Below are 26742 nucleotides of genomic sequence, written 5' to 3'. Positions count from 1 at the left end.
GACATGTTGTTTACTATCGTCGGTTAAAAGTTTTGGCCGTTACTTATCATGAGAGATCAGTTGACCCACTAACATGATGCCTTCGCCCCATTCATCATTTTCATTCAAACTTTGACCATGAAGCTTCGAGATTAAAGTATGGTCATCTATTGAATCATTCACTTGTATAAAAAAAGCACTACCTGCTGGTATATAGCTCTGAATAGGCCGCGGGATATGATGTAGCTGATCCCAGCCACCTTCACGATGTGCCTTACCTATACAGGCAGACATAATTGTTAGATCAATGCCATTAATAGACCCTGACCAGCCAGACTCTGATTCAGTAAAGTTCTTAGGTAGCCAGCTATCGGTCTGCATCATAAGTTTAGTCAGTAGATAAATCATAAAGACTTTCTTGTTTTTACCTTGCTTTACCGTAAGATTAGCAGGTGGCATAGGTAAAAATTTTGAAGTGCTTTGTTCAAAATATAGGTTTGCCATACGTGCTTCACCACCAAGGCGAACAAGGTGTCTAGTATTAAGAAAATTATCATCTACTACCATTGAGACGATTTTATTATCCATAGTGACTGGCATCACAAAGCTAGTATTTGGGTCTAACCTGATATGAGTGGTCTGGTATAGCTTTCCATCAACGACACTTCGATTATTAGGGTCAACTTGAATACCTAGTCGATATTCTTCAGATATAAAATCATCTTGCTCTTGTACTGCTGCAGCAATCTGACTAATCGCATCTAATTTGCCTTGTAAAACTAGCTGCCAAGCTTCTTTAGATAACCAAACGTCTTCAAGAGGTTTTGCTCCTTTTAAGTCACTGTTACCTTCTACACTTAACGGCAGCTCTACCAATCTTTTTATTCCTAAGTCTGTTTGATAAGGCTTATCAGTTAACTGCAAAGAAAAATAAACAGTCTTATTCTCTGATGTTTCATGATTCTTACGACAAACACTTACAGGTGCTGGTAGATAATATCGTTCTATATTCTGTATGTGAGTTTTGACAAAGACGCCACGAGGTTTTAGACAGCCTAACTTTGTGGCATCTCCAATGACTTGCTTAAGATTTGTTAGGGTAGATAGGTCATCCCATGATTTATTTGGATGTTTTTGAAAGTATTGATTACCAATATGACTACGTAAGCACCCCATAAGGGAGCGAGTAGGGGGTGGAAAAACTGAGCTAAGTGCATTGGCTCCGACACTGCCATGAGGACGCGACTCGCGAAAAAACCAGCTATCCACTTGTTCAAATGTTATTAAGGTTTGGTTACTGTCATTCATGCTCTATCACCTTTTGCCAAACCTTTTTGGCCTAATATACGAAGTAAAATACCAGCATCCCCTGATAGTTGCTGACCTGATGCTGGATCTAGCTCTGATTTACCATCATCGATAATGCTACGATAATCACGACTTTGCTCAATCAGGATTTCGAAGATACCAATAAGACGTTGTTTATCTTGCTCTTTTATCTTGCCAAACTGACCAGCTTGCAAATATTCAGCTAAAAGCAGCTTACTTGCTTGAGCATCCTTTAAGTTTTTTGTCTGCATCATGTCTTGTAACATGACCATCAACTGGCGAGTTTTATAGAAAAAGCCTGTTGAAAAAATAGATAAGTTATCATCGTTGTGTTTTTGTTGAGCGATGGCGAGTGCCAGTGCATGAATAACTGGTAACTCATCAAAACTTTTTACACCACTAGGCAGGCTGATATCGTAGCTTTGTTTTATTTCACTAACAACTGAGGGCTGTAGTACCTTATCCCATGGTAATGTCCATTGCACAGCCACTCCCGATGGCTTCCATACCCGAACAGCTAGAGCATTACGTCCAGTAGTGTCTTTAGCGATATTATCTAGCAGGTTATGGCTATCCATTAACACGTGTGTCAAACCTGAGCCAATATGACAATAGTTGATTGCACCTGATAAGGTGGAGCTAACTTTCACATTATCAGTAGAAGCTGCTGCAAAGCACGCTTTATAATTATTTTGTAAGGCAACCGCGGCTGTCATAGCGTTGTCTAAACTAAATAACGCCAGTACATCATCTCCACCTGCATATATCAAAAAGCCATCATGATCTTTTACGATATCTTGGGCAGCAGTGGTAAAGTTATTAAGGGCATGGCTAATAATAGGTTGTCGATCTTGATGTCCCATCTGCTTGCCAAGACTGTCACCATCCATTAAGAGGATTGCATAATAAGGAGAGGGTTCTAAGTCTATTTCTCTATTGAGACTTCTCAACGCTTTGATAGCTTTCGTTCTATCATCTGACTCGGTATGCTCAAAAAACTTTTGATTAAGTATATGGTTTTCAAAGTAAATGCTACCATCAAGACTGGCGTAGTGCTTGTCTCGACGAGTTAGTAAACTGGCAATACTTTTTATATGATTGGCAGCTTCACTATGAGTGCCTATTAGCTGATAAGCTGCTTCATAAAATGTAGCATACTGCTTTGCAATCTGCTTATCGCCCTCTGATATATGCTTTAGTACACTATGTAACCAAGGTGTGGCTGCTAGATAATCAACAGAAGGAACATTAGTAGGAACATGCCAGCCATGCACGTTTATCTCATAACCATTAACGTCTATGAGTGTATCGACCAAATGAAATATACGTACAAAACGCCGTTTTACATATGCAATAGAGCATAGCTGCTCCTTTGGGCTCAAATCTAAACCTGTCTTGTTTAGTTTTGCTAAGGTCTGCCAGTATTTGCGACGATTTTCACCACTATTTTTTGCAGCGTTTCCGCTAAGCTCTTGATAGCCTGTCATCATCATGCATTTGTAGCCAAACTCTATTGAAGGAACATGGGTACGTAGGTTTTTTCTCTTATCAAGCGCACTGGTATCATTGTTATCAGTAATGACCCAACTTATATCCCAAAATTTTTGAGTTTGTAATTCCCAAATTAATCGAGTTCTTTGGTTACCATCTTGTCGTAAACCTTTTTCATCTAACCGCCAGACTTGTTCACAGACAGCTTCCCATGCTTTTGTTATCGCATCAGCTACCGCTTTACCACTGAAGTCTTTGCAATTACTAATGTCAGCCATAAAGCGATTAGGAATGCCACCTTGCTTTGGCAAATTTTGATTTAATTGCCCATTTATAGCTGCCAAAAAATCCTCGTCTGGAATAGGAAATATGATCCTGCCACCTTGGACTTTAACCGCCTCGATAGCCACACCTGCCAGCCAAGATAATAAAAATGACCCAGCCCAAAAGTCACGAGTACGACGTGCTTGAGCTACAAAGCTTTGTACTGGTCCTAAAGTAAAATGGAAGTACTTTTGATTGTCCTGATTAGAAACGTCCATTAAATAGTTTCCTTATTCTGAAATTGGTTACGATTCATAAAACTAGTAATAACTGTCCAATCGATATTAGGACTAACAGAGACTTTTTCTGATTGATGAGCTTTACGTGCCGCAATTTTTATTTTGGCATTACTTGGTAAGAACTCACCTTTTAATAAGCATTGTATAAGCTGATATTGGTTTTCGTTTTTATGCACATGTTGTACTAAAGGAGAGGCTCTTCTGCCTGTGGTTGAGTCAACATTAGCTCTATGCCCTTGAGTAGTATCGCCAGAGTAAAAGTAATTGTGCGGTAATCCAAATATGACTCTTTTAGGATGCGGAATAGCATTAGTTGTGGTTGTAAAAAGATTCAAAGTAAAATCATGGTCTTCAGCAAAGTTTCTCTCTGCTGTTTCACCGTTAACTTTGTTATTGCGTCCATAACTTCTATAAAGCTGAGCTTCTTCACCGATTATATTAAGTAGATCTAAACTATTTTTATTAGTGATAGATACAATATCTATGCGTGTGTCTTGATAAAAAGCAGATAGTGGTGGTAGTTCAGAGTTTTTGCGACATTGATATATCTCTAAAAGTTCTTTCAACGCTAAGCTTGCTTCAGTCTCAAAATTAATAGGATCTGATTGGTTGGTCACGGTATCGATTTGATATAGGTTGGTTAGAGTGACTGATCCTAAACCATGGCGTGAACGCGATCCAAAGCCGCCTAAAAGCCCTATGACTCTTAAGGTGTCAACAACCTGTTGATAGGCTTTATTGTCAACAGTGAAGTTAATAGTGAAGCTATACCCTGCCATTAAAGCATCACGGGTTAGATTGTCTCTGAAGTGATAAAGTCCTTGTCCAAGTAAGTAGTTTAAGCCTGATTGATTACCGTTATAGTTCCACGTATTAGGTTGAGCTGATTCTTCGAGTTTTAATATATTAATTAAACAATAACCTTGTCCACCTCTATTTTTATTATCATCAGCAGTTGACCCAAATAATTTTGATTCTTCATCATGTAGCTTTTTTAAAGCGATTTCTTTATTATCACAGCTTAAGCGGATACGAGACCAATTCAGTGCACGCCACCAAAAGCGCATAACACCTTTAAAAGTTGTTGGAGTTAGTTCAGCTTGTTTTTGATTAGATCCCGCTGCAAACATTGGGGTGTTTATATGAAATGTAGCGCTGATTATCTTAGGCGGGTTATGAAACTTAGGTAGATCCATACTGTCTATTCCTTTATGTTTAAAGTTCTTTTTTATTAATCTATAAATATTTTTAATATTAATGGTCAGCGCAGTCTAGCGCGCTCAATACCACGCTCATACCAATCACGACCTTTATCGCCACAGTGATTTCGAATATATAGCTTATACTCGCGTGTTGCCTGATTTATCTGACGAAGCTCTATAAGCTTGCGCTCTTTTTCCTCAGCTAGCATGACTAGCTGATCTTTAGCTTCATTGAATTGTGTTCTCATTTGCTGGAGCTGCTCTCGGATAGCTTGTTTCTGGCTACCTGTCGCAGTATCACGCTGTTTTTTGAGCTCACCAATACATTGACCAAAAGACTGTTGCTTATTTCTGAATATATCGACAATCTTTTTATGATTATCAAGTTCTTTATACAGAGCGTCAGCAGTAAGGTGAGAAGCATGATGCAGCTCAATATGCTCATAGAAGTTCTGATTCTTTGCATAATTGGCGCGTCGTTCAGCTATTTGTTGCTGACGCTGACGAGTCTCTGTAAAGAGTCTATGACTAGATGCATGGTAGTTTGCACAAGCACGCTCTTCCTCACTATTCAACCAAGCGACAACACCTACAACAGCAACAGCACCAATGACCCAATACATAGACAGCTCCTTCAATAAGCGTATATAAACTCAATAGAGACACGTACCTTTACTAACTAACGTCAGTAAAGGTACGTGGTTGGCCATTATCACGGATGCTATCTAGCATTATGGCGAATGCATTAATAGGTGATTGCGACGCTTGCATGAACTGATTGGTTAAATTAGTTTGCTCTTGTGATAACTGAGAGATAATAGTCATCATGCTCTGTTTGATAGTATCTGAAACATCAGGTGAGACAATGACAGAGAGGTACTTATCAAGCTGTAGTTGGTGACCCTCGATCATATTGGTGAGATTTGTGTTTGATGTCTTTAGACTATCAAGCGTGAGCTTATGGGCATTGGCGATAGTATTTAGCTGATCAAGTTTAGCTGTGTACTCTTTATCAATCTGATGCATGACGGCATTAGCCTCAGCATGCATATGATCTCGTTGCAATTCAACTTGTTGCGTTGCCAATCGATAACTAATAATCGATTGGCACAAGCCAACCCCTTCTTTTAATGCAGCAAGAGCGACAGTTTGACTAACAGCGATGACAGGTAAAGCCATGATCATTCTCCTAAAGTGCTAAGTATCGAGTAGTTGATGGCATTAAATATATCGTGTTTTAGTCTATAAAACTGAGACCGCAAGCTTGTGTGAACGATGCTATATATCAGGACATATCATTAATAGTGATAGCATCTGGCGCTATACGAAGTTGAAATGGAGAGCCTTTCCCAGCATCCGATGTAATATCAAGTTTTGCTGCAAGCTCAATACCTAAAGCTTCTTTTAAGGCTGTCTGTAATCGAGACTTTGCACCCTGAAAGAACTTTTTGTCCACACTGATCTCAAAATCGTCTTTATTTTTATGATCATAGTAGTATGCAAGATACTCTTCAGTTAATTGGCTGATATAACCCAATTGCTGATTATCAATGTTCTTTTCATTGAAGTTTCGAGTAGGTGCAACGATGCCGCCGTTACCTTCTTTACGTCTATCTGCGAACCAGTTTAAGAATGCCCATTCGCGTGGCGGTAAGTTATCTATAACGAACTTGTCATTAACGATAGCCTTTCTGCTAAAGGTATTTAGTTCTAAACTGACATCTTCGTAAGACTCATTAATTTTTTGTACTACTTCGCTAAAACTGTCTTCTTTTTTAAGTTGATGCTTGGGTAAGATGGCTTCACGCATTCTCACGAATGGTATTTTGGCAAGCCATACCTGCGCCTCTTGTGCGTTACCAACGACTTTAGAATCACGATCAGAAACCAAGTGTTCTTTAGGCGTGGGATAGAAGAAGTTTACAGCTTTCTCAAATTTTTCGTCCACCAAGACATGAGACAGTGAGTCTTGCGCGCGACCATACAAAGATAGTGCGTACCCTGCATAAAAGCCCATCGTCTTGCGTCCTCCTGCGATAGAGACATGCACGCTAGTATCATCCATACTGGTAAAGCCTTTAACCATTTCACAGATAATATCTGCAGAACGCTCGTTGTCTTCGGGCGTTTTTAGATCAATTAAAGGCTTGCCATTTTGATCATTAATTACATGTAGATGCGTAGATGGGTCAAATTCAATCTGTTCTAATACTGGGTAATCGCGCTTAAGCTGCGCAAATACACCATCTTCAAATAAACGTTTACGTATCTGGTTTAAGCCATCTTGTGTGCTTAACACATGGACTTCATCAGGCATCCAAAATTCTGAGCTATTCTCATCACAAGCAAGTGCCCAGATGGTCTCAGTAACAATTTGCGGAGTCATACCAGTAACTAGAAACAAGATATTGCGTGACATAAGCGTCTCTCTATAAATTCGATGGTTTAAAGTTTACTCTGTTCGTGATATTTGTGGCGGTCCAACAAGCTTGTGATATCTCACAATGCCGCTACTAAAAAATTATTAAGCAATATAACGACCAAAATCTAAGAGTTGTTTGCCCATAATTACCTTAATACCTGTGTCCTCAGCAACAGCGAGGGACTTATCAGAAATATCGAACAAGCTCACAAAATACTTATGTGTATTGAGCCCGCCAACTTGACCGACAGAATCAAATTTACGCAAGTCAGCATTGACTTTAGTAGTAGGGTTGTCTTGTCTGTCCCAATTAACTGTTTTGCATTCAAACAGATGTAAGTAGCCTGAATTGATATAGGCCACATCGACCTCATTGCCATCGCTGGTTTTTTTGAACTGTAAGCCAATCTGTACATCGACTTGCTGCTGCTGAGCGATATAATGTTGGACAATCCAAAGTCCTGTGAGCACTTCAAACCATTTGCCACCCACGAACTCAACGGATTTTTTATCTTCCCAAGTGATGGTGCCCGCTAGACTGTCATAACTGAAATACGGTTGCGGCGCTTGTGCTAGCAATTTAAGCCAAGTGATGCACTTTCTAAGTAGATTGCTGTCTTGTACGGTGACTGTCTGCGGGAAACTATGCTCAGGCTGCTTCATCAACCCTGCAGTCAAAGCATTGAGCAATAACACTAAGCTTTGCGCTTTATCAAAGTCAGCTTTCATGTACTGATAGATTTGATTGATATAATGATACTGCTGAGCTGGCAGGTCCAAAAATGAGGTTTCAGCACTTACGGCTTGGTAACCACGCGCTTTGAGACGTGCTTCTAGATTTTCGGGTAGTACTAAGTCATAGCACTGCTTGTTAGGAGGGCGGTTATACCAGACAAGCTGGTTATTGGCTCGACTTTGATAGACACAATCGTAGCGACTACTGATTTGTGCAATCTGGTCTTGGGCGATACTCATTAGTTTGGTGCCGCCTGTGATATTGAAGATGATTTGAGACGCTTTATTATGAGCAATCCACTGTAGTAGTACGTCTTTTATCGCCTCTACATTGTTTTCTTCAATACCGTTTTGCAAATGTAACTCTTCTATAGCCACTGGCGAAATCTTGGAGCCCACCTGTAACGCGGTCATTACACTAGTCAGATTGTCTACATAACCTTTAGTACGAGTAAACTCGGTACTAATAATGACTATTTTCTTGATATCAGTATTGTTTTCTTTAAACAAATGCCAAATAAGATAGTAGTTAGCTTCGGTTTGTGCAGTCGCAGTGACGAATAAAGTTTTCAAGTATTGGCCTTTTTATATTGTTGTATGTCTTTAAATAGCTGGGATAAGATAGCATAGTGTTTTTTAGTGAACTAAACTATACGATTTTCTTACCAAAGATTCACTATTAATATTAGCAAAATTTTGTTCTATTACATCTGTAATATCTTGACAAATGCCCTGTACATTCATTTCGCTAGTGTCATAGCTGTATATTGGTATGGATTTGTCTAGTAAGAGCATGGTTTGTTCGGTACTCAACCATTTGTATAACTCTGTATAGCTGCTTCGCATACTCACAATAGAGTCTAAGGTTTCTTCATGTTGACCATACTGGCGATTTCTTTTGGCATATCGCTTTAGCAAAGTAGCATTAGGAGCATCAAGCTGTATGACGAGATCAGGTATCGCGATCACACTTTCTTGTGCGCGTACTTGCTTATAATGTTCAACAGGACTTAGATTTGTATGTCGCCATCTCACAGCTAGGCTCGTCAATATGCTCCTATCACTAATAATCAAGTTAGCATTCCAATCCGTCCGTGAGGCGTGATAGTTAGATCGTGCAGCGTAGAGTAGTCTAAGATAGTCATCATTGTTTTGATGTTGATAAAACTCGCGTTCCAAATAATGGTCTTCAGGTATGGGTTTGGTAGGATGTAATATAGCGATGCGATGCTGCTTTGGTTGCAAGCGCGCTTTTAAGACAGGTAACAGCGTTTTTAGCAAGGTGCTCTTGCCAGTGCCTTTCAACCCTTCGATAGCTATATACATATTTATTCCTTGTTTTTATCCGCCATGTTGGTTCTCGTTTTTTCACAAGCTCTAGCTGTGTTGTCACACGTCAGAATGAATAGCAATTACTTCTATCTCCCACGCTTGGCTACCGAGTATGAGCTCATCTGAGATATCTCCTACCTGTAGTCCGATAATGGCTTTTGCTAATGGTGCGTTGTAGCCAATCTTAGCTGCCTGAATATCCGTTTCATCAAACCCAACAATTTCCCACGTTTCATTGACGCCTTTATCGTTGGCAGTATCATTTAGGTTCCAGCGAGTAATACTGACCAAAGAGCCAATAGCCACGTGGTTAGTCGGACGATTGCTTGGATCTATATTGATAGGTCGTGCGTGCTGCAATCTTTCGGTTAGCTCCTTGACGGTATGGTTTAAGTTCGCCTCTAGCTGTTGCTGGCGATTGAACTCAGGGTTGTCATGCCAGCCGTCTCCTGACATCTCAAATGCCACTTGTCGATTATCGCGTACCTCAGCATATTCTTGCTTTTTACGAGCCAGTAAGGCCTTCAGATTATCAAAACCAGTGGTGGTCATATAGATAGTGGTCGATTGGGTCATGTGTCGCTCCTACGCGTTATATTCTTTAAATTATTTTGCAAAGAGTACTGTGTGTTAAACAGATGAATGCTTTGTTGATGAGCCAACTATACGCTGTAAAGGCAAAAGGCATAGCGTTTGGCAAGCTTGTGCATCTCTAATGTCATAATTATTGAGCAATCTGGTAAGAGTTTCGACAGCGTCTTTGCACTGAAGTGTGCCTGCTTCTTTTTTGAGTACATGTCTTTGAGCAATCATTTGTTGTACTCGAGCGTCAGGTGCGCTCTGTCTGACGATACGTCGCAAAGTTTGATGAGGTTGCTGAGATGTGATTTGATATCCTTGATTAAGTAAAGCTGTACTGACATGACGGAACAAACAGTCGTATAGCGTCAAATAAGCCTGCTCTGGTGATAAGGCGTTTGAGGTGTTGAGCAGTCGCTGGTGCAAACGATAAAGGCTTCTTGCTTCTTGTTCCAAACAAAAAGTGACGTTGGTCGCAGGTTTGATTTGATCGGTATGACGCAGTGCTTTTAGTAGTGCATTATCGATTGTCATAGTGCGGTTTGAGTCTGTCATATATGCTCTCTTAATAATAAAAATGGTTATTGCTAGTGATCACAGCAGCCTATCCGTCAATACGATGCATATCCGTTACTGTGATGCATACTAAAGGTCTTGTTTTTAAGTCAAATATCAGAGCTGGCGGGTTATGCTGCTAGTCGCTGTTGGTTCAAATAACGAACCAAAGCATGCTTGAGCTCATTAGCCGATAGAGCGGTCGGGTGCAGCTTGGGGTCTGCTGTGGTTGGAAATAAGCGGTTGGTTAGTACTTGCGTAGGTGTAGTACAAATAACCGTTGCCACCAGCTCCTCTCCAGGGTGGTTGATCCGGTGCAGTTGATCCGGTGTCATTACGTAGCTTGCACCTGCTGTTTGTATGACGTTCTGCAGTTTTTTTAGGTGGGCTGTACCCACGTACTGCTTATGCGCTGCTACGTGGGTCTCATTTGCCTGATGCTTGGCAGTGTATAGATACTCATCTGATAATAAGGTGGGTGTATGACTATCATCTAAAGGTAGCTCTGATATATAGGGCAGGGCTGTTGAGTCATCATTTGCTGCGTCTGTCCAGAGCTCACTCTTGAGTGAGCCTGTTAGCACGTGGGACGCAAAGCCCCAACGATGGCTATGAATGTTTTCTTCACAAGAAGTACCAGCGAACCAAATATGCAAGCGCAACTTATAACCTTGGTCAAGAAGTACGACCTTCAAGAAGCCATTACCATGCCAGTAAGAGCGCGCTGCGATTTGCTTGAGAAGGATCGGTGAGTGAATGATAGAAGACAGTAGGGCAATCATATTGTCGAGATGACAATGTTGGCTAAGTAAGTGAGCCAGTTGGGCTAACGAGTCGTCATTAGTAGATGTGCCATCATTTTGATGAATGGTGAAATGTTGATGTAGGCACTCATGAATATCAGTGAGCTGTGTGTTAGACGATTGTGTGTTCGATAAGGAAAGGGCTGAAGGCTTGTTTGCTACTGGTGTGGTCAATGTCATCATGATGTCCTCTAAGCCCCTGTGTGTAGGTGCTATTAGACATCATTGAGAAAAAGGCCGTGTAGAACGTCAAGCTTGCGGTCTTTGACAAGTATAAATTTTTTGGAGTGTCTAGGTTAGAGGTAGAGGCGTAAGCTTTAGCCGATATTGACCCAAGCCCATGGTGGTGTTTTTACCGATATGTAGCTGCTCACCCAGTTGCAATGCTGGCAAGAGACGAGTCAGCGTTTGCTGGTCACCGGTGAGGTGTAGGTTTCCTTGTAGTCCATAAAGCTGCATTTTTCGCTGCTGGCGGTTAGAGCGACGTGGGACGTGATTGGGTGCAATATCGACTACTATCGATAGCGTCTCAATATCCTCTTTGAACCGATGATAAGAATCATAGCCGATATCCCACAACTCATTAGGGCTGTGATTGTCTTGGCATAAGCGGATACGGTTGTATAGCGAGGCAATAAATGTGGCGCTATCGAGGCTGTCTGGGTGGGAGACAATGCGGTTGTTTTGCTGATAGCGAAATGGCGTCAAAAAATGCATCGTCAGCTGAATAGTGTCATCTGCTGAGGCTATCTGTGAGTCAAGGCTGGTAGAGTCAAATAAGCGGTCTGGGTGCAAAGCGACGCCCTCTATAGGTGCTCTCTTTTGAGTGGGTATTGGTTGAGCCTGTAAATAAAGTGTCTTACCGTCGCATCTCGCCTGTAGTAGCGTGGCTCTAGAATAAGGCGCTCGAGCACCTAGCCCTGTTGCAAGCGCCATCTTCCATGCTTGCACAATCAATGTGGTTTCAGCCACTGCTGCACCCATTACTGTCATACCAAACTGCCATATATCATCTTTCTTGAAGGTCGCTGTTTTTTTATCGCTCGTCTTCGGCGTTTTGGTTTTTTGCGCGATACGATGAGTGTGTTCGTAGGCAACTGTGCTGCTAGCATTATCAGATACTTGGCCAGTGATGGGCACATGTATGACATAAGGGTTCACAGCTTGCACACCAGATAGCTGTAATGCGGGCACCTCAAATAGTCGAGGGAACTTGCAGTGCTGTTTTAATGGGCAGTCTTTGCACTCAGGTAAGTCTGTGATACAGGTTAATGAGCGCAATGCAACACCAAATGCACCACGTAGCATTGATCCTGAATGCTCGGGCATTTTTAGTAGGTCATCTTGGCGCACCGTAAAGTAAATGGTGGTTAAGTTTGATGTATTTAAACCGGCTGTCGATGACGCAGGGTAGGTGTGCATGTATGAATCCAAATACAAATGAAATATTAAAAGCGATAATAGGCATGAGACTATATCAAATCTAAACCATAGTTTAGATAAATATAGCTATAAAATACTAGGGCATGTCCTCAATTCAATCGATAGCCATCTAAATGGGTTAGTGATGACGCTAATTAACAGTTGCACGGATTAGAGACATCTACTACCATAGATAGAGTAACCTTAAATGGTTATTCCCTGATAATTAGGGACGGTTTTCAGACATTATCTGATGAAGATAATGGCAACTATTTAACGTTTTGAACGTATAATTGGTTATTATTTATACAAATTTTGGCTAAAAACTGGTTAAAAAAACACCAACTTTTTATACCGACTTTTGTTGATTAAATACCTACTTGTAAGTATTTGATTTTATTAATAATAAAAATAATTGTACAGTCTGAACCGCTCCCTGATTCTTAAGGGATTAAGACGGCTGTGGCGCTGCTTGTTGCGGTGCAGGTTGGTCTGAACCGCTCCCTGATTCTTAAGGGATTAAGACCTTTCATAATACGTTTAACATTTTTTAATTCAGCAGTCTGAACCGCTCCCTGATTTCTAAGGTGAACGAGGAAGTAACGAAACACTGTTTTGTCCGAGTGCAAAAGAATTTACATTTTCGTAAATTCTATCAAGCTGGCTACAATAGTCTGAACAGAAAATCCTAGATTTTCTCTTGCGTCGGGGCAAAGCAGTACTTTGCTATTTCCCTCCTCATCCCTGATTTCTAAGGGATTAAGACTCATAGCTATAAGCTCGCTTAGAGAACTCATAAGGTCTGAACCGCTCCCTGATTCTTGTGAGAAGCGTTAAAAAATTACACTGTAATTTTAGCTTCGCAAGTAAAAATCCTTTAAATAGGATCTTTTGAAGACGAGATGCACCAGCCTGAACAGAAAATCTTAGATTTTCTCTTGCGTCGGGGTAAAGCAGTACTTTGCTATTTCCCTCCTCATCCCTGATTTCTAAGGTGAGCGAGGATCAGTAAGTGTCTGGGAGACACTTACCCGAAGCGCAAGGCGCAGAGCTATGCTCGAGCAAGACGTTAAAAAATTGCATGCCAATTTTAGTCTCGCAAGAGAATTTGCATTTTCGCAAATTCTGTCAAACTGGCTACAATAGTCTGACCAGAAAATCCTAGATTTTCTCTTGCGTCAGGATAGAGCGTTTGTTGATTGCTATACGACCAAATTAATAAAGCCACCTCTTGTAGGTGGCTTTATTGGTTTAATGGCTATCTGATGTGTGAGTTACTCCAGATACGCTTGTAGTTGCTGTATTAATTCACAAAACATACGCAGCTGCTGCTCTGTCTCTTGTCGCTGTGCCTCAACGCGCTCAAATTCATCCAATGCTTTTTTTGCATCATCTTGTACGATAGCAAACTGCTGATCTAGCGTCTCTTGATCGCCACATGCTTGATCCTGATGGCGCATTAGAGCAAGCCTAGCCGTAATGCTTTTCGTCATGCGCTTATTGAGCATAAACAGTAACTGCTCTTGTTCTTCATACTGTGATGCACATGCCTGTGCCGCCTGCGAGACAAAGCTATAAAGCGCAACGTACTGGCTAAGTGAATAGGCTGCTTGGCACTGGCGCTGGTAATCCTCAAGATCACGTTGACGCGCTTGGCTTTCTCTTTTTAGCTGATGCAATGCTTGCTGCGACTCTATCTGTGAGTCCTGCTCAAACATACTTGCTAAAGAGCTCGCAATAGCACCTACTGCTGTGACACCAAACCCTAGCCAAAACATACGCGTATTCCTTTGTCAGTAAGTCGCTTAATAAAGTAAAACGTTAGTTTGCTAATTCATATTGATTACCGTCACGACCGCGCTTGGTATGCGCTTTCTATGACGATAGATTGAGCATCACTCTAGTAAACATCCGTCAAAACTTGTGTGCCTTCTATCATCATATCGCTACTGTGTTTGAAAGCGGTGAGCGCATGGCTGCTTAGCTTGCGATGATTAGCAATTAGATCGGACTGCTTGGCTTGTAATGTATCTATGACAGTTTTGAGCAACTGTAATTGTTAAGTATCTATATCTGGATCACATATACGGTCGATCAGCTTGACGAGCATGGTATTTGCATCGTTATACATTTTCATGACATCTACAGTGTCCTGACGATTGTGTGCCAAGGTGACACCGAACTGTTCACTCAATTGGTGCAGCTTGGCCATTTGTCTTTCATGATCGTTTTTTTCTTGCTGCATCGCATGGTTGGCTTGTTTATGCATGGTCTCACGCTGCAGGGCTGTCTGATTGGTAGCATGACGATACTCCATAATATGGCTACATAATCTCAAGCCTTCCGTGACTAGCTCATTAATATAAGGGGCGGCAACGATAAGCGATTTTGACATTGTAGTTCTCCATATCATATAAATATGCCTGGCTTGACGGCTAGGCGTAGATGTGGCGTTAGGGTTCGGCAAAACCATGGGTGAAATGATAGCCAATCAAGCAGGTTGATTGTCAATTTGACAAGCTTGTCATGACTGAGTTGGGTCGTACTATTAACGTAAGATGGTTCTGATGGTGATTGGCAATCGTGCTGATTGTATGAGGAGCGAGTAGTATGGCAGCGATTTTTGGGTTGTTAGTGATATTTTTGATTAGTGGCTCAGTGATATTGCTATTCGTCGCTATAATAGGCGCTGTCATCAAAGCCATGATGTATCTGCTGGGTCATCGCTGAGTACAATCGCTAAATACAGCAGAGATAAGATTGTAGTATGTAGTGAGCGGTTAGAGCGTCTTATCTGTTAGACACTTCACGCTATAGGGTTCGAGCTTGGCATCAAGCTGAGACAACTGCTCAGCGGACAGCTCAATACCGCGCAGATGCTCTGGGATACATAGACTCAAATGCAGATAGCTGATAGCGCGCTCGCCTAGATCCGCCACCAAGTTAATGGGCAATGACCCTACGACCGTGTCGCCTGCCGACAGTTTGTCCTCACTGCCCAAGTGGGTGAGGTGTACATCGTACTGATGACCCATGTGATTCATCCACTCAACTGCGCCTTTATGACGACTGACCAAATAGACTGTCATACTGCTCCTCAACTAAATATACGATCAATGTACTGCTGACTGGCGGCTATTATAGAGGGTGTCGTTTGCCAGTCTCACTATGACAAGCTTGTCAGAAAAAGTATTACACAGATATATTGCACAATTACGACTTATGTTTAACAATTAATAACCAGTGCCGCTTGCTATCAATGATAGTCAGTATATCAATATGGCTGTTGCACAGATGGATGACTTGCATTACTATAATGTAGTGAGCTATGACTATTCACACCCTAAGTGATTAGGGGCGGATTCAGACTTTATCTGACGAAGATATGGGTTACTATTTAACGTTTTGGACGTATAATTGGTTATTATTTATACAATTTATGGCGAAAAATTGGTTAAAAAAACACCAACTTTTTATACCGACTTTTGTTGGTTGAATGCCTACTTGTAAGTATTTGATTCTATTGATAATAAAAATAATTGTACAGTCTGAACCGCTCCCTGATTTCTAAGGGATTAAGACCAAGCTAACTCTAGCTTCATGTTACCTTTCATGTGTCTGAACCGCTCCCTGATTTCTAAGGGATTAAGACTCACGAATCAAATAACACACCTATAATACCTAGGTCTGAACCGCTCCCTGATTTCTAAGGGATTAAGACACATAAGTTATCAACTGTACAGTCAAAACAATTGTCTGAAACGCTCCCTGATTTCTAAGGGATTAAGACCTGCACCGTCTTTGCCTTGCAGTGTTTTACCAGTCTGAAACGCTCCCTGATTTCTAAGGTGAGAAGCGTTAAGAAGTTCCACTGGAATTTTAGCTTCGCAAGAGAAAATTCTTTAAATAGAATTTTCTGAAGGATCAGTGGAGTTCTCAGAGATTTTCGGCCGAGTACAAGAGAATTTATATTTTCGTAAATTCTATCAAACTGGCTATAATGGTCTGAACAGAAAATCTTAGATTTTCTCTTGCGTCGGGGCAAAGCAGTGCTTTGCTATATCACTCCTCATCCCTAATTTCTAAGGTGAGAGACGTTAAAAAATTGCATGCCAATTTTAGTCTCGCAAGAGAAAATTCCTTAAATGGAATTTTCTGGAGGATTAGTAAGTGTCTGGGAGACACTTACCCGAAGCGCAAGGCAAGAGCTATGCTCGCGCAGCCGTCAAAATGGCAGATAGGATTTTTTGAAGACGAGATACACCAGTCTGACCAGAAAATCCTAGATTTTCTCTTGCGTCGGGGCAAAGTAGTATTAATGCTTTATAAGCAAAAAAAGGACACAACGTCATCGTTGTGTCCTTTTTTGTGTCTGCTAAATATGACTTTGATTATGAAGACAAAAGATTTTGTGTAGGCAATCATTTGAAAAGTTATGCGACCGTTATGAAAGAGCGCGAGCCCAAACCCCAATATCAACAACGCCACCTGAGAAAAGTGGATTTCATACCGCAGTCTTCTGCACTATATAAACCATAGCATTTAGGCGGTTTTTAAATCATCAGAGTAAAACAATTTCATGGTAATGGAGAAGTTAATGATATTTTGGACACCATAATATTCAGGTGTTTATCACCCAATAAGTTATAGTTGGATTAATATCTAGTCTACTCTAGCATTAAATGATTTTTTAAAATTATAACCCCTCAATTTAATGTCTACGGATTTGACAGCGGAGGTCAAGCTTGATGCCACCTCTTAAAGAAGTGGCCTTTTCTAAGGTGCTAGTAGTACGTGTGATTAGGATACACTAAAATCGTACTTTTTCTAACCATTGCTCCAAGGTATCGCGCTCTGTGTTTTTATTGTTAGTTTAGTAATGTCAGCTGCATAGATAGCGATAACCTAGTGTATCGGTAAAAAAGCGGATGACACGGTTTTGAGTGAGCTTTTTTATATCGTCCACGCTACTCATGAGATGTACCTGATAGCTCCAGATGTAGTCCTTGCAATATAATATTTAGCATTTCAGTTTCGTGCTGAGCAATCATTTTTTTATCCCACGCATCCGGTTTACCTTGTATGTAATCAATCATTTTCAGTAGTTTTAAGCTATCTATTTGCCCACTTTGAATATCTTCATTTTGTGAGAAATATTTTACCTTAACATCAGGCATGTCATTACTCACACGTGAATTAAGGCTATGGCTAATCAAACATAAATTACCAAAGGAGTGCAACAGTGAACTTTTTGCGTCTTTATCTTCCAAAAATATACTGTCGTTTTGCTTATTTTGCGGATAAAAGTGCTCTACAGAGCTTCTAGCGGTGAAGGTAAACTTAGGATAGTCACCGTTTAACCAAAGCAAATAATCTAAATAATTAAATACAAAAATATTGCGTATATTGTCATACCTAAGATACTGCTTAATTTGTATACGTAGATTATCAAGACTCAATCTATCATCGGTATGTTCAGCCGATAGCTTGTTTAAGTCTGAGGTTCGATAAATTATTTGATGGTAATCATCAGGTTCATCAGTCAAATAACGTCTTAACATAAAGGCGCGAGCTATTTCTTCTAAATGCTCAAGATAAGCGACACTATTAAGTCCTATTTCATCGTGTTGATAATGCATATATGCATAGTATAAAACGGCATTAAGCCAGTGCTTATAGTTCGTAGTAGGGGTCGAGACATGAAAAGCACTTTGTAACATCACTAGTTTGTCATTGTCAGTCTCAAAGCTGTTTTTGTAGTAGCTGTTTTTTTTGTCTTCATTCTTAATCAGTTTATTGAGTGTCCATTGTCCTTTACTGTCTTGAGTATTACGCTTTATTATAAAGTGATCAAAGATAAATTTGCTTTTAAGTAAGGCGTATATAAAGGTCTTTACTTGAGATAAAGGCGTTATTTGAGCGTTAGTTTCTATACTCAGATCAGTATCTGAGATATGAGTATTTTCTAAGTTGGATGGTTTTAAAATAAAGGTTTCAAACTGGGTCAACAGCTGTTTGTCATCAAGTGCAATGTCCTGTTTATATGAGGACTGTAGGTTCACCATGATTCTCAAAGCATGTAAAAGAAAGCTTGAGAAGTTAACTAAGCTATAGTAAGTCTCACTATTACCGTCATCTTCTTCTTTATCCACGGTATTACTGGGGTTAGGTGGACTGTCAAAATTATCGTCAAGGATGTCATAAAGAGAGGGAAGTGGCTTTGTTTTATTGTTTTGAGCGTCGGCATTACAGCCAGAACATTGGTCACTATCTGGCTGGGAATTGTTCGGGTAATCATACTCTTTATATATATTAAGCAATTCATCAAAATCTTTAGGATTCAGAAGCGTTAAACTATCTGAGAATAACTTAAAACGTAAAGTAGGATTAAAGCCATACTGTACGTATTTATTCATATTGGCGCAAGCTTCCCAGACATTATGAATCAAGGCTTTGGCTGGTTGTTTGTCCGCAAGCGCTATCTCATTTTCGTCTGCCTTTTCAATGACTGACAACAAACGCGCTTTGATAATTTCATGCTTTTCTAACTGCTCGCCTCGATTATTCATGACTTCAAAATAATGATTTAAATCCGTTTCATCAGGCACAGGGACACGAGCAATTTGTACATATTGAAATAGATAATCACAAAACTCTTCAAGGGTTGTAGTGGATTGTTGGTTCTCATTATTAGGGGTAATAAATTTACTTTCCATTACTTCGCTAATAGACTTATAGCCGTTGATAATAGCGGGATTTAGCTTAGCCTCATAAAGGTGCTCATAGGTTTCTAGATTGCCATTTAGCAATAATTCTAACGTCTGGGTAGATTTCGGGCGGCTTTCAAACTCAATATTTTGTTCTGTATACCATGACATATCGTAGTCGCTACCTATACTTTTAAAGTAATTCCTTAGGTATATGATTAATAAGCTCAAAGTGGTAAAGCGTTGTTGACCGTCAATAACTTCAAACACTTTATGTTTTGAAGATAGCTGTGGTCTTTCAAAGACCACTAATGTACCTAGATAATAGTTCTTATAATCGTTTGAATTTTTCGCATCAATTTGAGCGTCCATAATATCGACAATAAGCTGTTCAATCTCACTATTGCCCCAAGCGTAATTACGCTGATACATTGGGATAAGATAGTGCTCGGTGCCGTTAAGCAGCTCCTTTGGTGTTAGTAGTATCACTTGCTCGGTTGCGCTCGGATTATAGTTTTTCATAGTTTTATTTTTCTCTATTTATTAGTCAAATAGTTGAGGTGATCAAATAATTGGTATATGTTGTTATCAGTTTTTTTATTAGACTCTTTTATGTCACTGCCTTTTAGAGGATGAACACCAGCGATCCATACTTCTTTAGGCAATGTAGCGTCTTTGATACGTTTGAATAACATACCGTCAACTGCATGATTGTCCATCGTTGCGAGTTTTACCGCAAATTGTCTTAAGCGTATTTTGTATGCCCAAATAAATATGATCTCTATAACCTGTGATAAGTCTTGCATACCAAATTTATCAATATAATAGATCAGCGCATTATCAAATAAGTTACGAGTATATTTGTCACCCTGACGCCACTTATCACTATAAGTATTTAAGACCTTAACAATGTTCGATGCTCGTTCATTTAAGGTTTGGTCATAGACAGTTATAGAGGAATGGCTGTTTTTATTCTCTGATGCTTGCGCACTATCAATCGTTTTCGTACGATCAATAAGCGTATCGTAATATTCAACCATTTCAAAAAAACGACGACCGTTGACTATCTTCTGGTCTAGCTGAAACGGGTAGTTCATTGCTTGAGCATCAATATGACGGTGCATGTTGCTATTATAGTCATCGATAAAATGATGGGTGATCATCATAGATTTTGCATAGTGCGGTAAATTTTGTTTGTATAGAGATACCCCTTTAAAAATATCTACATGACGACTGGTAAAGTTGCGGGCTGGTTTGTGATCTATCCAGCGCTTAATCCTAAATAAATGCTGGCTAAACAGCCTATGCAGTTCTTCATCTGCTAAGCTTTCCCAATGAGCGACAGTTTGCGCTTTGATATTTGGGTTGAGCTGCTCATCATAGGCACTGAACTCACGTAAATGAAATGCTTTGAGTAAATCATGCGGATACAGCTCTTTACCGCGGGAGTTTTGTGAGTCAAAAAACTGAAAGGCTTCTGATTCATCTTCTAATATAAAGATTACCACCTCACACTGATTTAATAGAAAATCAATGTGCTCAATACTTAGCTCACCACGGCTGATAATGCGTATTATCTCTTGAAAATTTGAATGCAAATTGTAGACGGATATATCGCTAGTAAACTCTTGTTTTTTAGCTAAAGCTGGTACGGTATTAGATAGTTCGCCTAATATTTTTCCGATAGCTTTTACTTCTTTAGGTTTGGTTGAATTATCAGGATGATAGTTTTTGATAATCGCCATGACAGTAAGCATTAGCGTTAGGGTGCGTTGTTGACCATCGACAATATTGAGTACGTCTTTATCATCTTTATCTTTAGACTTATGAAGGACGATAGTGCCAAGGCGATAGGCTGGCTTGTCACATTGCGTCTTAATATCATTGAACAAGCTTGCGATATTGTGCTGATTCCATTTGTAAGGGCGCTGATACTCAGGGATAGTTAGTAGACATTCACTCAGTAACTGCTTTACTGAGATTATCGTTCTGTTCTGGAGCGTTATTGATTCACTCATAATTAGTAATTATCCTTAAATTTACAGAATTATATAATAAACATTAGTTCTTTAGATAACCTAATTTTCATTTGCTTAAGTAAGATATTTGTCGTTACTAGTCTAGTATAGAGGGCAACCTATAAAATAAAGTTACAAGTTGTCCTCTATACTGGCTTTTATGATAAACATATAGGCCTACCATCATGATTGCTTCTTCAAATTATTTTCCTTCAACAGAAGCTTTATCTATCGCCCAAGCTTGTGTAATTACTTTTCAAGGTAATGCTAGTAACAATCTGCAGCAAGACGCTTTTTTCTTTTTAGATAACTGGTATCAAGAAGACTTAGGGGTAATGGTAGTGACACCAGTTGCGGCGCCATTCTGTATAGCAGTGTCTGATGGAGTTGCAAGCTCCAATCACTCGCAGTACTGCTCAAAAGCGGTGGTAAAAGCAATCAGACGGTTATGGAACGATCAGAAGAGTATTACTTCAGATGATATTCATCAACTGATTAATCAAACCAAGCATTCATCTAAGCGTCATGGCGCGGCGGCAACCCTCGCAATGGTTACCTGTGAGTTAAATGGTGATGGAACCATAAAGGCGACGATAACGCATGTGGGTGATAGCCGTGTGTACTGGCTGCCTAAAGGGACATCACAGTGGCAGTGCCTGACTCGAGATCATAATCTATTGAATGAGCTCATTGACCAGAAAGCGCAAGAGCAAGGTCGCCAAGCGAAGTTCGCTGACTATAACCGAGAAGGAATGGCGGGGAGTCTATATAGTATTACTGAATGCTTTGCATTAACGGCTGATGACAGTTATCTAAGCAGTGAAGCACCAAAAGGTAGTTCTTGCAACATTAAGGTTAATAGCGGCGATTGTATCTTGGTCTGTACGGATGGTATTCATGACTTGGTGCCAAGCCATGAATGGCAACTTGTCAATGCTGAAACCGATTTACAAGCTTGGCTAATCAATCTTAAGAATCAAGTTTATGACTCCGATGGCAATGCTTATGACAATGGCACTGCAATTTTGGTTCGTTTTGATTGAGCCTGTATTTTAATAATAAATTGATTACTTCATCAGTCTAATAGAGAAGATACTATGCCAGCACATCAAATTGCCAGCTATACAAAGTCAGCACGTCTATTTGCTTTATATCAAAGCCTGCCTCGAAGTGAAGCAGATGCTATGTCACTGACAGAGCTTATGCAAAACTATGGTGATAATACTGATAATTATACAAATGAGCGTAAAAACTTAGAGAACGATCTGATTGCACTAAACCAAATCTTTAACGATATTTTTTATAGTGATGCTCTGGTTCGAGTACCTAAATGGGGAGAAAAAATCAGCGGACAAACAGCGCGATTTTATATTGAACCGAGCTTCAGTATCGATGTTATTAACGAGCAAACCGTGTTCTTTTGGGAGATGCTGGATAAATATACTGCAAACTATTTACCAATATCTTTTAAACAAGGAGTCACAGACAAGCTCACTCAATTACGTCGACAAGATAAAGATAAATTTCATCAAAGTCTGCTAGGACAATGGCAAGATCATCTCATTACACTGCCCAGTATCGTTCAAGCGCCAAAGCTTGATAGTGAGGTGATTGGAAGTATTCATCAGGCTCTGCTACAGAATCATCAATTACGAATACGCTATCAAAATAAATGGGACGAAAAACCAGTTCAAAGAGTGGTGTATCCCAAAGGACTGATCTTTATTGACAATATGATCTATCTCACTGGCTTTAATCCAGTAGATGATCATATCGATGATGAGGTACTGTTAAAAGCGCATCGCAATTTTGCGGTCAATCGTATTACCGGGGCAGTAGTCATAGATAAAACAATACCTGACTGGGTAGGGCGTGACGTTTTTACATTAGATAGCTTACAGGAGCTGGGCAAGCTAGAGTTTGGTAAAAATATTGAAATCAACTTGGTTTTAAAAGTACAGAAATATGCCTGTCAGCATCTTTATGAGCGTCCATTATCGATAGATCAGAAGATTACAATTATCGACGACACTTGGAATCAAGTCAGCGCTACGGTTGCTAATACTACTCGTCTACAAGATTGGCTGGTAAGTATGTCGCAATTGTCCGTCGTCATTGAACCATTGGAGCTAAAGGCAGTTATTCTTGAGCGCCTAGAAAGTGGGATGCAGCTTTATAACCGTAATTAATGATTTCACTTTGAAAAGGAGCCGAGTATGACAGCAGATAGTATTTTTAAAGATAAACAGACTATAAAAAACGATATCAACGAAGAACGTAGTAATGAGCTTCAGATAGAGCACATACCTTTAACTACTTTGTATACGCCACAAGCAGATAGCTACCTCTTGTCTGAGGTTGGGTTTATTGTTATCGAAGATGGTTGGGATGAACAGTCATTGCTAAATCTACAACAACAAGTCGGTTGCACATTGTTTGCGCTACAAACCACAGATAAGCATATTGATAGATTCGAGGTTATAGACGGGATCATTATTTGCAAAGCGGATGAAGTCGAGCAGGTGATAAGCGTATTTGAATCGGTACTATTTGATCGGGATAAGGTTGGTATAGATGTTAATGATATCAAAAGATCCTGCGGGTCTGAAAAGACTGCTAAATTTATACAAGCTAGGGTAACGGGTATACCAGACTCAGAACAAATAAAGAGTACCGTTAATCATCTGCTCAATCAAATTCCTGAAGGGCTTAGTACCCAGTATATGATGCTTGATATTGAAAGCGATCATAAGCTATCTCTTGAGGAGTTTTTTAGCGTCACAACTGCTGTTGAAAGTTGGATTGCTGACGATTCAGAAGTGTTTTATGGCAATAGGATAATTGATAAACCTGACCGTTGCTGGATGGGCGCGATATATGTGGCAGGTTAGCCTAGCATTAAATACAAATATAGTTTGAGCTACGTTGTGAGTGTGGCAGGTAGGCAAACGCTCATTATTTAAATCGCAAGGAATGCAGAAGATGACAACGACAGATAAAGATTTATTTGATGATTTTATTCAAGCTCAAGATGCTATCTATTCACAAGTGATTGAAGAGCTGACCAAAGGTCGTAAGCGCACGCATTGGATGTGGTTTATCTTTCCACAAGTGAAAGGGCTAGGGCACAGTGTAAGAGCTCGACGCTTTGCAATAGAGAGTCTGGAGCAATCAAAAACGTATTTACAGCACGAGGTGCTTGGAGCACGGTTAATAGAGTGCGCTGAATTATTGCTGTTGCATCCTGATAAAAGTGCTTTAGATATCTTTGGTTCACCAGATAATCTGAAGCTGCAATCTTCGCTAACGTTGTTTGCCTTTGCCGCTGGTAATAAGTGTGTATTTGAGCAGCTTTTATACCAGTTCTATGAGGGCAGTTACGATATAAGCACTATAGAAATGCTAAAGAAAATCAATGACCAGAAATATAAGTGAATGAAACCGAGTGAGATTTTAAGAGGATAGATGAGTATGAGTACCGTGCAAAGTTTGATAAATGATGTGAGCCAAAAGATTAACGCGTTAGAGACAGCACAAGCACTCTATAGCCGTCAACTGTCTCCGGACTTCAGTACTTTTGATTATATCAATACCGATGAATTGGGGCTTAGTCGTATTCTAGCGGCTCTGCTTGATCCTAAAGGAAGTCATGCTCAGAAAGAAAGCTTTTTAAGGTTATTTGTTGAGTATTGTTTGCCTGTTATATATAAAGACGATAACTGGCAGATTTTCCTTAATAACATTGAGAAAACAGAGGTTTTTCTTGAAGAAGTAACGGGGAAAAGTGAAACCCAGCGGCGTATGGATATTTACTTAAGATGTCAGGTGGATGATGACAGCTACGGTATTTGTATCGAAAATAAACCTTATGCAGCAGATCAGCTTGACCAAATGAAAGATTATGCTATTGAACTTAAAAATAGAAAACACAAGCTTTGGCATCTTGTTTATCTAAACGAAGACAATGACGTACCAAGTGAATATAGCGTTGATACTAAAACCTTAGAAAGTTGGATAACCAGCAATCAATATAGTCATCTTAGATTTAGCGATCTGATTGGTTGGCTCAAAGCGTGTCAAGTAGAATGCCAAAATCATAGTGTCAGTGAGTTTATTGCACAGCTAACTAAGTTTATTCAAAAGAAATTTATGGGAATAGAAGATATGAACGAAGACAATGCAGTTTTAGAGATCATGAAGAAAAGTGTAGAGAATATAGAAGCTAGCATTCAGATATCAAACAATGTAGACAAGATGAAAAAAGAGCTCATACAAAAGTTGATACGAGATGTGAAAGCTAAATTTATAGAAAAATATAATAAAGGTTTATATCAATTAGATGTCAGCTATATCGGTACGGGTAAAAATTACGAACAGATTAACTTTATAATCCTTAATTATAATAAAGGGTATATTTCCTTTGAGTTTCAAGGCGCAAATTTTGATCGCCCATGCTTAGGCATCAAATTTAATCCTAGAAAAGAAGTCAAAAATTGTGTGGAATCTAGTAATATGAAATTTGTTTTGAATAGAGAGTTAACTAAAAATAATGTTGGTGCTGCACCACTTTGGCCTGCGTATTACTATTTTGATCCGCAGGATTGGAAAGGTTCGAGTGAGGCATGGTTAATGATAAATGAAGGTACGATGGCAGATAAAATTTTGGAAGAAATGGATACAGTGTTTCAGGTTTTAAATGATAACCATCTATTGAATGAAAAGTTCTAATTATAAATGAGTATAATCATGAAATATCAGCTCGACAAATCGCAAATAGACGATACCCCTTGTGCCGCTTTGTATCGCTCAAATACAGAGTATTTTCCGCCAGCTACCATTGGTTGTTTTATTATGAGCGATGAATGGAATGAGCAAGCACTATTTGAGCTAAAGCAGAAAGTAAAGGCTGATATTTTAGTAGGCTTACAAATAGATGACTATGACCATGAGGGTTTAGATATCGTAGAGGCAGTTATTAAGTGTCAGCCGAATGAAGTAAACGATGTCGTTGAACTGCTTAATGTAAGGTCTGCAAGTACGATTATCGGCATAGATGTGATAGATGTTATACACTTGCTTGAGTGTGGCAATTCATTTCAGTTTGTTCATACAAGCGCTAAAGGTGAGCCTGAAGCAGATATGGTAAAATCAGCGACACACAAGCTGATGAGTCAACTTGAAAAAGCGCATGATACCAAAGGGGTGTTGATTGGTATGGAGAGCAAGCAAAGCTTACCAATAGAAGCTTTTGCTTACATAGGAGATGCTGTCGAAGGATTATTATCTAATACTGGTGAGTCTATATATTACCGTTCAAGTATGATTGATGAGCCTAATTTTTTTCATTTAAAAGCGATATATATTGAGGATTGAATAGGCTATGTGATATCGCGACATAAATGGATATATATTTGGTTATACAGACACCTTGTTGGCTGATGATAAAGTCAACGAAAACCAAATCGTCATGAATACGAATAGAGTTAGTGTTTTGAGTGAGAGGGATTGATTATGTCAGATAAAATATCAGGAGCCCATCCCATATTCTGTGTAACTGCCATTTAGATTAAATGCTTACTGATACGGTCATCAAACATAATCATAA

At 39.7% G+C, this 26742-nt stretch carries 23 protein-coding genes and 1 CRISPR repeat array; of the genes, 6 read left to right on the top strand and 17 right to left on the bottom strand.

The genetic code is table 11. The features are described 5' to 3' along the window. Window positions 1–39 precede the first annotated feature (39 nt). The 17 genes from I3254_RS08255 to I3254_RS08175 form a co-directional block, all read right to left on the bottom strand. On the bottom strand, window positions 40–1287 hold the full coding sequence (locus tag I3254_RS08255; RefSeq protein WP_238052471.1) for a type III-B CRISPR module-associated Cmr3 family protein: 1248 nt from the start codon (window positions 1285–1287) through the stop codon (window positions 40–42). After that, the gene (gene cas10 / locus I3254_RS08250) at window positions 1284–3341 is read right to left on the bottom strand and encodes a type III-B CRISPR-associated protein Cas10/Cmr2 (RefSeq protein ID WP_238052470.1); all 2058 of its coding nucleotides are present in this window, start codon (window positions 3339–3341) and stop codon (window positions 1284–1286) included. The genes I3254_RS08255 and cas10 overlap by 4 nt, the downstream gene beginning before the upstream one ends. Next, window positions 3341–4558 (bottom strand): type III-B CRISPR module RAMP protein Cmr1, encoded by a 1218-nt coding sequence (cmr1, locus tag I3254_RS08245; RefSeq protein WP_238052469.1) that lies wholly within the window; start codon window positions 4556–4558, stop codon window positions 3341–3343. The genes cas10 and cmr1 overlap by 1 nt, the downstream gene beginning before the upstream one ends. 65 nt (window positions 4559–4623) lie before the next feature. Further along, window positions 4624–5187, bottom strand: coding sequence for a hypothetical protein (locus I3254_RS08240; protein WP_238052468.1), 564 nt, complete (start codon window positions 5185–5187; stop codon window positions 4624–4626). A gap of 52 nt (window positions 5188–5239) precedes the next feature. Further along, on the bottom strand, window positions 5240–5743 hold the full coding sequence (locus I3254_RS08235) for a hypothetical protein (RefSeq protein ID WP_238052467.1): 504 nt from the start codon (window positions 5741–5743) through the stop codon (window positions 5240–5242). Between the two features lie 106 nt (window positions 5744–5849). Beyond that, window positions 5850–6983 (bottom strand): CRISPR-associated ring nuclease Csm6, encoded by a 1134-nt coding sequence (csm6, locus tag I3254_RS08230; protein ID WP_238052466.1) that lies wholly within the window; start codon window positions 6981–6983, stop codon window positions 5850–5852. A gap of 105 nt (window positions 6984–7088) precedes the next feature. Then, entirely contained in the window at window positions 7089–8294 is a 1206-nt protein-coding gene (locus I3254_RS08225) for a DUF1887 family CARF protein (RefSeq protein ID WP_238052464.1), read from the bottom strand. Window positions 8295–8357: 63 nt separating this feature from the next. After that, the gene (locus I3254_RS08220) at window positions 8358–9047 is read right to left on the bottom strand and encodes a deoxynucleoside kinase (protein WP_238052462.1); all 690 of its coding nucleotides are present in this window, start codon (window positions 9045–9047) and stop codon (window positions 8358–8360) included. Between the two features lie 63 nt (window positions 9048–9110). Next, window positions 9111–9629 (bottom strand): GreA/GreB family elongation factor, encoded by a 519-nt coding sequence (locus I3254_RS08215; protein WP_238052460.1) that lies wholly within the window; start codon window positions 9627–9629, stop codon window positions 9111–9113. A 54-nt stretch (window positions 9630–9683) separates the two neighbouring features. Continuing rightward, window positions 9684–10187 carry a hypothetical protein gene (locus I3254_RS08210; RefSeq protein WP_238052458.1) on the bottom strand — a complete coding sequence of 168 codons (504 nt, stop codon included), beginning with the start codon at window positions 10185–10187 and terminating at the stop codon, window positions 9684–9686. A 131-nt stretch (window positions 10188–10318) separates the two neighbouring features. Continuing rightward, a complete protein-coding gene (locus tag I3254_RS08205) occupies window positions 10319–11173 on the bottom strand; it encodes a hypothetical protein (protein WP_238052457.1) in 855 nt (284 codons plus the stop codon). A gap of 108 nt (window positions 11174–11281) precedes the next feature. Then, complete coding sequence (cas6, locus tag I3254_RS08200; RefSeq protein WP_238052456.1) at window positions 11282–12412, bottom strand: CRISPR system precrRNA processing endoribonuclease RAMP protein Cas6; 1131 nt, start codon at window positions 12410–12412, stop codon at window positions 11282–11284. 1274 nt (window positions 12413–13686) lie between these two features. Beyond that, entirely contained in the window at window positions 13687–14190 is a 504-nt protein-coding gene (locus I3254_RS08195) for a hypothetical protein (RefSeq protein WP_238052455.1), read from the bottom strand. Between the two features lie 281 nt (window positions 14191–14471). Further along, window positions 14472–14807 carry a hypothetical protein gene (locus tag I3254_RS08190; RefSeq protein ID WP_238052454.1) on the bottom strand — a complete coding sequence of 112 codons (336 nt, stop codon included), beginning with the start codon at window positions 14805–14807 and terminating at the stop codon, window positions 14472–14474. Window positions 14808–15192: 385 nt separating this feature from the next. Then, window positions 15193–15501 carry a CRISPR-associated protein Csx16 gene (gene csx16, locus I3254_RS08185; protein ID WP_238052453.1) on the bottom strand — a complete coding sequence of 103 codons (309 nt, stop codon included), beginning with the start codon at window positions 15499–15501 and terminating at the stop codon, window positions 15193–15195. A 457-nt stretch (window positions 15502–15958) separates the two neighbouring features. Next, window positions 15959–16270: a CRISPR direct-repeat array (repeat unit 28 nt; unit sequence CGCTCCCTGATTTCTAAGGGATTAAGAC). 1109 nt (window positions 16271–17379) lie between these two features. Then, window positions 17380–19641 carry a DUF262 domain-containing protein gene (locus tag I3254_RS08180; RefSeq protein WP_238052452.1) on the bottom strand — a complete coding sequence of 754 codons (2262 nt, stop codon included), beginning with the start codon at window positions 19639–19641 and terminating at the stop codon, window positions 17380–17382. Window positions 19642–19655: 14 nt separating this feature from the next. Beyond that, a complete protein-coding gene (locus I3254_RS08175; protein ID WP_238052451.1) occupies window positions 19656–21137 on the bottom strand; it encodes a DUF262 domain-containing protein in 1482 nt (493 codons plus the stop codon). A 185-nt stretch (window positions 21138–21322) separates the two neighbouring features. Between I3254_RS08175 and I3254_RS08170 the strand changes: the two genes are divergently transcribed. The 6 genes from I3254_RS08170 (at window position 21323) to I3254_RS08145 (ending at window position 26510) form a co-directional block, all read left to right on the top strand. Continuing rightward, window positions 21323–22180 (top strand): protein phosphatase 2C domain-containing protein, encoded by an 858-nt coding sequence (locus I3254_RS08170; RefSeq protein ID WP_238052449.1) that lies wholly within the window; start codon window positions 21323–21325, stop codon window positions 22178–22180. A 54-nt stretch (window positions 22181–22234) separates the two neighbouring features. Then, complete coding sequence (locus I3254_RS08165) at window positions 22235–23326, top strand: WYL domain-containing protein (protein ID WP_238052447.1); 1092 nt, start codon at window positions 22235–22237, stop codon at window positions 23324–23326. A gap of 27 nt (window positions 23327–23353) precedes the next feature. After that, window positions 23354–24028, top strand: coding sequence for a hypothetical protein (locus tag I3254_RS08160; protein WP_238052445.1), 675 nt, complete (start codon window positions 23354–23356; stop codon window positions 24026–24028). A 91-nt stretch (window positions 24029–24119) separates the two neighbouring features. Further along, window positions 24120–24572 (top strand): DUF1810 domain-containing protein, encoded by a 453-nt coding sequence (locus I3254_RS08155; protein ID WP_238052443.1) that lies wholly within the window; start codon window positions 24120–24122, stop codon window positions 24570–24572. Between the two features lie 36 nt (window positions 24573–24608). After that, window positions 24609–25865: a PD-(D/E)XK nuclease family protein gene (locus I3254_RS08150; RefSeq protein ID WP_238052441.1), complete on the top strand. Its 1257-nt coding sequence runs from the start codon at window positions 24609–24611 to the stop codon at window positions 25863–25865. A gap of 18 nt (window positions 25866–25883) precedes the next feature. Beyond that, window positions 25884–26510: a hypothetical protein gene (locus I3254_RS08145; protein WP_238052439.1), complete on the top strand. Its 627-nt coding sequence runs from the start codon at window positions 25884–25886 to the stop codon at window positions 26508–26510. Window positions 26511–26742 lie beyond the last annotated feature (232 nt).

This window comes from Psychrobacter sp. Ps2 (genome assembly GCF_022129405.1).
GTDB lineage: Bacteria > Pseudomonadota > Gammaproteobacteria > Pseudomonadales > Moraxellaceae > Psychrobacter.
The sequence above is the reverse complement of the archived record's forward strand: the minus strand, read 5'-3'. Positions and strand labels throughout refer to the sequence as shown.

Coding starts and splice junctions, on each gene's coding strand:
- I3254_RS08150 (WP_238052441.1), top strand. CDS start 24,609: ATGAGTACCGTGCAAAGTTTGATAAATGATGTGAGCCAAAAGATTAAC.
- cas10 (WP_238052470.1), bottom strand. CDS start 3,341: ATGGACGTTTCTAATCAGGACAATCAAAAGTACTTCCATTTTACTTTA.
- I3254_RS08190 (WP_238052454.1), bottom strand. CDS start 14,807: ATGTCAAAATCGCTTATCGTTGCCGCCCCTTATATTAATGAGCTAGTC.
- I3254_RS08145 (WP_238052439.1), top strand. CDS start 25,884: ATGAAATATCAGCTCGACAAATCGCAAATAGACGATACCCCTTGTGCC.
- I3254_RS08210 (WP_238052458.1), bottom strand. CDS start 10,187: ATGACAGACTCAAACCGCACTATGACAATCGATAATGCACTACTAAAA.
- I3254_RS08170 (WP_238052449.1), top strand. CDS start 21,323: ATGATTGCTTCTTCAAATTATTTTCCTTCAACAGAAGCTTTATCTATC.
- I3254_RS08220 (WP_238052462.1), bottom strand. CDS start 9,047: ATGTATATAGCTATCGAAGGGTTGAAAGGCACTGGCAAGAGCACCTTG.
- I3254_RS08155 (WP_238052443.1), top strand. CDS start 24,120: ATGACAACGACAGATAAAGATTTATTTGATGATTTTATTCAAGCTCAA.
- cas6 (WP_238052456.1), bottom strand. CDS start 12,412: ATGCACACCTACCCTGCGTCATCGACAGCCGGTTTAAATACATCAAAC.
- I3254_RS08175 (WP_238052451.1), bottom strand. CDS start 21,137: ATGAGTGAATCAATAACGCTCCAGAACAGAACGATAATCTCAGTAAAG.
- I3254_RS08195 (WP_238052455.1), bottom strand. CDS start 14,190: ATGTTTTGGCTAGGGTTTGGTGTCACAGCAGTAGGTGCTATTGCGAGC.
- I3254_RS08215 (WP_238052460.1), bottom strand. CDS start 9,629: ATGACCCAATCGACCACTATCTATATGACCACCACTGGTTTTGATAAT.
- I3254_RS08255 (WP_238052471.1), bottom strand. CDS start 1,287: ATGAATGACAGTAACCAAACCTTAATAACATTTGAACAAGTGGATAGC.
- I3254_RS08180 (WP_238052452.1), bottom strand. CDS start 19,641: ATGAAAAACTATAATCCGAGCGCAACCGAGCAAGTGATACTACTAACA.
- cmr1 (WP_238052469.1), bottom strand. CDS start 4,558: ATGGATCTACCTAAGTTTCATAACCCGCCTAAGATAATCAGCGCTACA.
- csx16 (WP_238052453.1), bottom strand. CDS start 15,501: ATGACAGTCTATTTGGTCAGTCGTCATAAAGGCGCAGTTGAGTGGATG.
- I3254_RS08205 (WP_238052457.1), bottom strand. CDS start 11,173: ATGATGACATTGACCACACCAGTAGCAAACAAGCCTTCAGCCCTTTCC.
- I3254_RS08240 (WP_238052468.1), bottom strand. CDS start 5,187: ATGTATTGGGTCATTGGTGCTGTTGCTGTTGTAGGTGTTGTCGCTTGG.
- I3254_RS08235 (WP_238052467.1), bottom strand. CDS start 5,743: ATGGCTTTACCTGTCATCGCTGTTAGTCAAACTGTCGCTCTTGCTGCA.
- I3254_RS08160 (WP_238052445.1), top strand. CDS start 23,354: ATGACAGCAGATAGTATTTTTAAAGATAAACAGACTATAAAAAACGAT.
- csm6 (WP_238052466.1), bottom strand. CDS start 6,983: ATGTCACGCAATATCTTGTTTCTAGTTACTGGTATGACTCCGCAAATT.
- I3254_RS08165 (WP_238052447.1), top strand. CDS start 22,235: ATGCCAGCACATCAAATTGCCAGCTATACAAAGTCAGCACGTCTATTT.